The organism is Kiritimatiellia bacterium (assembly GCA_018001225.1).
Lineage (GTDB): Bacteria > Verrucomicrobiota > Kiritimatiellia > CAIQIC01 > JAGNIJ01 > JAGNIJ01.
On the sequence record JAGNIJ010000032.1, the window covers coordinates 46,159 to 52,176 of the forward strand.

The following is a 6,018-nucleotide window of genomic DNA, read 5'->3' on the forward strand; positions in this document are numbered from 1 at the left end:
AATGGAACCGACTTCAGCGACCGCCAGGATGACACCGGCGGAGGCGTCCGCCAAGCTGCCCCCCCGCCGGGGAAGCATCGGGCACTGCTCCGCGTGCGAGCTCTCCATCCGCGTCATCGCCCGACCCCTCCCCCCGGTCTGCCCGTTCTGCCTGCGCCGCCTGCAAACGGAGGTGTTCGAGCCCGAGCCCCCGACGCCGGAGCCCCAGACCGTGACGGACGGCGTCGCGGTGCACCGCTACCGGAAATTCCCGCGGTGGATGGCCCGGGGGCTGGCGATCCTGTCGCTGATCATGCTCGCCCTCGTCGTCATGATGAAGATCCGGAACCTGGACTACTTCTGGTACCAGCCCTGGGTCAACACCTACAGCATCTGCGTCGGCGTATTCATCCTTTCGCGCTTCCTGCTGGCGGCCTTTTACGTCGCCCCGGTGGACGTGGGCTACGAGCCCACGGTCTGCGTGGCGGTCGCCTGCCGCAACGAGGAAGAGGCCATAGAAACCACGATCGGCCGGATCTACCGCGAGGGCTATCCCCACTCCAAGCTGGAGGTCGTCGTCGTCAACGACGGGTCCACCGACAACACGCTCCGGGACATGATCCGCGCCCAGGAGCGGCACCCGGGCCTCATCATCGTGGATTTCGTGCGCAACAAGGGCAAGCGCCACGGAATGGCCGTCGGCGCCCTGCTGGCCACGGCCGAGGTGCTCGTCTACGTGGATTCGGACAGCTTCCTGCTGCCCGGCGCGATCCGCAAGGTCGTGCAGGGCCTGGCGGACCCGACGGTCGCCGCCGTCTCCGGGCATACCGACGTCGAGAACGTGGACGTCAACATGCTGACCAAGATGCAGGACGTGCGCTACTTCGTTTCGTACCGGGTCATGAAGGCCGCCGAGAGCCTGTTCGGCTGCGTGAGCTGCTGCCCCGGCTGCTTCTCGGCCTACCGGAAGGCCTGCGTGCTGCACGTCCTCGACCGCTGGCTGCACCAGAAGTTCCTGGGCAACTACGCGACCTACGGCGACGACCGCAGCCTGACGAACTACCTGCTGCGGGACTACAAGATCCTGTACGACGACGAGGCCCTGGCGACGACCATCGTGCCCGAGCACTGGAAGAAGTACATCGTCCAGCAGTGCCGCTGGAAGCGGTCCTGGGTGCGGGAGCTGCTGTTCGCGGGGCGCTTCGTCTGGCGCAAGCACCCGGTCGCCGCGATCTCGTGGTACGCGCTGACGCTGCTGCCGATGATCGCGCCGCTGGTGATGTTCCGCGCCCTGATCGCCTACCCCCTGATGACCGGCCACCTGCCGGGGTTCTACATCACCGGCGTTTTCGTGGTGACGCTGCTGTGGGGGCTGTACTACCTCGAGCGCACCGGCCGGCCGCACTGGTGGACGGCCTTTCTCTTCATGATGACCTACGTGATCTTCTTCAGCTGGCAGGGGTACTACGCGCTGGCCACGATGCGGACCAACAAGTGGGGCACGCGCTGACCTCGGCGGCGGGGGCCCGCCATACCGCGCAGGGGTGAGAGGCGGCACAAACGGCGTCGCAGAGCTCCGCCCTCCAATGGCAGGAACCTTGGAGGGGCGAGCTCCCGCGAGCCCGAAATCTTGCCCGCCTTCACCCGGATGGGGTATCAGAACCGGTAGATCAGGCTCCCGTACATCTGGCGTTCGGTCGTCTCGCCGATGGCGTTGATGGAGGTCTCGCCCTTGATCTCCCAGCCGTTGGCCCAGCGGCGGACCACGCTGGCGCCCACGCCGACCACCTGGTGCCAGTCCTCGTCCGGCCCCTCGCCGGGATACCAGCCCTGGATCTCCCCGACCGCCGCGCGCGACCGGTAGAGCTCGATGTCCGCGGGCCGCCCCTTGGCCTTCTGCGCGCCGACGTTCACGCGCACCATGCCGTAGTAATCCGGGAAGGTGCGCCGCACGCGGATGACCGCGACGTGCCGCTGGTCCCAGTACGGGGTCCAGTACAGGTCGCTGTCCATGTCCGTGGTCACCAGCGAGTTCTGCAGGCCCACCCAGATGTCGTAGCGCTGCGAGATGCGCCAGAAATTCTCGGCCATCAGGCGCAGCAGGGAATTGTCGTCGTCCATGATCCGGTACACGCCCTGGCCGGTGGCGTTCCACCAGTCCCGCACCCGCCACACGGCCCCGAGGCTGGCCCCGTCGTACTCGATGATCTCCCGGGCGGACGGCATCATGTCGTGTTCGTACCGGATGGCCATGTCGATCGCCAGGGCCGGCCGCCACATGTACTGGAGCGCGTACGTGATCACGGACTCGCCCGCCAGGTCGCCGTCGAAACTCCGCTGCCGCAGGTCGAAGTGCGCGATCGAGCCGTTCTGGAAGATGTAGGCGGCCGCCACGCCGATCATCGTCTCGCTGGCGCTGTAGTTCGTGGTGTGCACGATGTTCGTGCCCTGCAGCGACTGCACGAACGAAACGATCGTCTCGTCCTCCACCGTGTTCGTCCCGTTCTCGGTCGTGCTGCTGATCGTCTGGCGCGTGGTCACGTTGGTGACGAAGACCTGGGTCCACTCGTTGGAGGTGACCTCCTGGTCGATGTTCCCGTAGCCGACGCGCCCCTCGATGAGCAGGCGCGGGTTGATGTTGAAGCCGCCCTTGAAGGCCACGTGCCACTCGTCGATCATGACGTTGGCCTTCACGGACTCGCCCTCGATGCCGAGGTACGGGTGGCGGATGTCCACGAGGCGCTTGCGCTCCTCGTCGGTCTCGTCCTGGACCGCCTCGGGCACGGCGACCAGGCGGGCCAGCCGGCGCTGGACGTACGCGGACAGCTCGGCGAGGTCCTCCTCGGGGTAGTTGTCGCGCTTGAGCAGCTCGATCATGTCCAGGGCGGTGTGCATCTCGCCCTGCATGGCGGCCATCTCGGCCCGCGTGCGGCGGGCGAGGAACACGGGGTGGTTGCGCAGCGCGTCCCGCAGCAGGTCCTGGCCCGAGTCGTGGCGGTCCGGCTCGAACCGCTGGTACAGCAGGGGGTTGTCGCGCTTCATGGCATACCCGTACCGGCTCTGGCGGAAGCCCATGCGGTAGTGGAGCTCGGCCTCGTTCAGGATGGTCTCCGGCACGTTGAAGAGATCGATGTTGCAGTACGTCTGCTGGCCCACGTCGCTCATGGGATAGGAAACGGCCAGGATGCCCTCCGGCAGCTCCAGTTCGCGCCGCAGGATGTTCCGGCTGTCGAGGAACTCGTGGCGGATGCGCCGGTAGTACTCGCGCAGGGTCTCCTGGCGGTCCTTGTCCCGGACCCAGAGCAGGTTCGGCAGCGGGTGCACGCGCCGGAGGTCGCGCTCGGTCAGGGGCGCGCGGTTGGTGACCGACGCGGCGCCCGTCTCCGCCGCGCGGTCCGGCGTGTCGGGGGTCAGGACGTCCAGCACGCGGTCGGCCCACCCAACCCGGTTGGTGCCGGCCGGCCGGTTGGTGATCGTGGGGGTGCTCGCGTCCATCAGGTGGCTGCCGATGGTCCACCAGCCGGTCCGCTCGTAGGCCCGCAGCTCCGGCCAGCTCGCGATGCGGATGTCGTTGCTCAAGATGTTCCCAACCGGGATGAACATGGTCATCGGGATGCGGAGTTCCTCCGCCACGGGCGTGGCCCAACGGAAGCTGGAGCGCATCCCGTCGTCGAAGGTCACGCACACGATGCGCTCCGGGGAGTAATCGCGCACCGTCACCACCGGCTCGGGGGTCTCCTCCGAGAAGGCGCGCTTCACCGCCTGGACCATCCGCGTCAGCAGCGAGCGCTTCTCGACCAGGTCCGGCGTCTTCTGCTGGGCGAAATAGTCGGCGAACTGCTCCGGCTCGATGAACCGGTAGCCCTCCCGCTTCAGGGTCATCATGTGGTCGCGGAACTGGCGGACGGAGGGCATGGCGGACCACTCGCTGGGCGAGAGGCCGTGGTACAGGAGCGTGAACACCGAGCCCTCGGCGCCCTCCTGCTCGAGGCGCTCGAGCGACTCCTGGGCGTCGAAGTAGCGGCCTCGCGCGAAGTGGAGCTGCGCCCAGAAGTAGTGCCGGTAGGGATCGTTGGGATCGAAATTCATCAGCGTGTCTTCGAGCTGCGCCTCGGCCTCGTCGAGCAGCATGCGCCCGAGGGAGGTCTCGTAGAGGCCGTACTTGGCCCGCAGGTTGTGCGGGTTGTGCTGCGTGAGCACCTCCCGGAAATGCTCTTCGGCCCGACCGTACTCCTTGTCCAGCACCAGCATCTCGGCGTAGAACAGCAGGCCGTCCACGTCGCCCGGGTCCCACCGGTAGGCGTCCTGGGCGGCCTGCACGCACGCCTTCATGGTGAAGTTCTTCGGGTCGCGGTCGTACTGGCTCTTCAGGTAGTAGGCCAGCCGCCGCGCGATCTTGGCCTTCGCCAGGTCGCCGTCGGCCAGGTCCCGTACCCGCCGGAGACTCCGGATCACCTCGTCGTGCAGGCGCGCCCGCATGGCGAGGTCCGTCAGGATGTTCAGGGCGGCCTCGTTGTCGGGATCGATCTCCAGGATGCGCTCCGCCTCGAGCTGGGCCTCCTTGAGCGCGCCGATCAGCACCAGCACCTGCGCGCGGGGGATCATGTACTCGGGGTAGTCCGGGACCATTTCGTTGATGGCGTTCCAGTGTTCCAGCGACTGCTCGTACTCCTCGTTCGCGTAGAGCACGCGCGCCAATTGGAGCTCCACGTCCAGCCGGGCCGTGTCCTCCCGGTACAGGCTCTGCAGTTCCGCCAGCGCCGGCTCCCGCTTGCCGTTCCAGAAAAGGACGCGGGCGTAGGAGAAGCGCGTGTCGTACTGGTTGGGGTTCAGCGCCAGGCTCTTCCGGTAGAGTTCCTCGGCCCGGTCGAGGTCGCCGTCCGAGGTGGCCACCTGCGCGAGGAAGTTGTAGGCCCGGGGCTGCTCCGGGGCGATGGCCACGAACCGCTCGCCCGTGCGCCGGGCCTCGTCGCGCCGGCCCGACTGCCAGTAGGCGGCGCACAGGGCCTCCCACGCGCCGTGCAGGCTGGGGTCCTGTTCGATCACCCACTCCAGCTTCGGGATGGCCTCGTCGTATCGCTGGTCCTGCACGTCCACCATGGCCTCGTACATCCTGGCCATGGCGGGCGTCACGCGGGCCACGTCCTCGGTTTCCCGCGCCTCGGCCGGTGCAGCGGCCGCGGCCTCGCCCGCGACGGCCTCCACCGGGGCCCGCGCCTCCGGCAACGCGGGCGCGGCCTCGGGCTCCTGCGCCCGCGCCGCCGCCGCCGCGAGGGCCAGCAGCAGGACCCACGCCCCGCCCGCCGCCGCGCGGAGGAGGCGATCCCGCATCTCTGGAAGGAGTCGTGTCATGGCGTGGCGGCCGGCGCGGGCGGCCAGAAGGTTTCCGCCAGCTTCCGCGCCATCAGGTCGGCGCCGTTACGGTCCAGGTGCACCCCGTCCGAGTCGCGGACCGAGAGCGGCATCCCGTTGCGCTGGGAGATGTACCGCGAGAACGTGCCCGGCTTGCGGCTCAAGGTGCGGCGCGTTTCGTAGAAGGTCACGAACTCCCGCTTCGCCGCCTGCTCCTTGAAAATGCCGTTGATGAGCTCCGTGCTCTGCTGCAGCTCCGGCTTCGGCATGTCCGGCAGCTCCAGCCAGTACACCCGGCCGCCGCCCGAGCCCAGCAGGTCCATGGCCTCGCCCACCCGGCGCGCGTATTCCGCCGCCCACCCCGGATCCTCGGGCCGGACGATGCCCTGGGGCGTGCGCATCGGCTGCAGGTCGTTCGTGCCGATCCAGATCACCGTCGCGTCCGGCTTGAACTCGGGAACGAGCTGCCGGATGCGGTCCAGCCAGTCCATCACGTCCAGCCGGGCCAGCCCGGAGCCCAGGGAGGTGAAGAGGCGCGTCTCGACACCCTCGCGCTTGGAGAACTCCAGCTCGATGGAATGGGCCGGGGTGCGCATCATCGAGTCGCCGAGGATCAGGACGCGCCGGGGCGCGTCCGCCGCCCGGCCCGCCCCCGGGAGCGCGAGCCCCGCCGCCAGCACCCACCCG

The 6,018-nt window shown here is 68.5% G+C and carries 3 protein-coding genes; 1 reads left to right on the forward strand and 2 read right to left on the reverse strand.

Annotated features, from left to right (window positions below; translation table 11 throughout):
- The first annotated feature begins 1 nt into the window (after position 1).
- Positions 2 to 1,489 (forward strand): glycosyltransferase family 2 protein, encoded by a 1,488-nt coding sequence (locus KA248_11050; protein ID MBP7830445.1) that lies wholly within the window; start codon positions 2 to 4, stop codon positions 1,487 to 1,489.
- 146 nt (positions 1,490 to 1,635) lie between these two features.
- On the opposite strand, the gene KA248_11055 is transcribed toward KA248_11050, so the two are convergent.
- Both KA248_11055 and KA248_11060 read right to left on the reverse strand, forming a co-directional pair.
- On the reverse strand, positions 1,636 to 5,331 hold the full coding sequence (locus KA248_11055; protein ID MBP7830446.1) for a tetratricopeptide repeat protein: 3,696 nt from the start codon (positions 5,329 to 5,331) through the stop codon (positions 1,636 to 1,638).
- On the reverse strand, positions 5,328 to 6,018 hold a 691-nt coding region (locus KA248_11060; GenBank protein ID MBP7830447.1), incomplete at its 5' end, for a DUF459 domain-containing protein. The genes KA248_11055 and KA248_11060, both read right to left, overlap by 4 nt.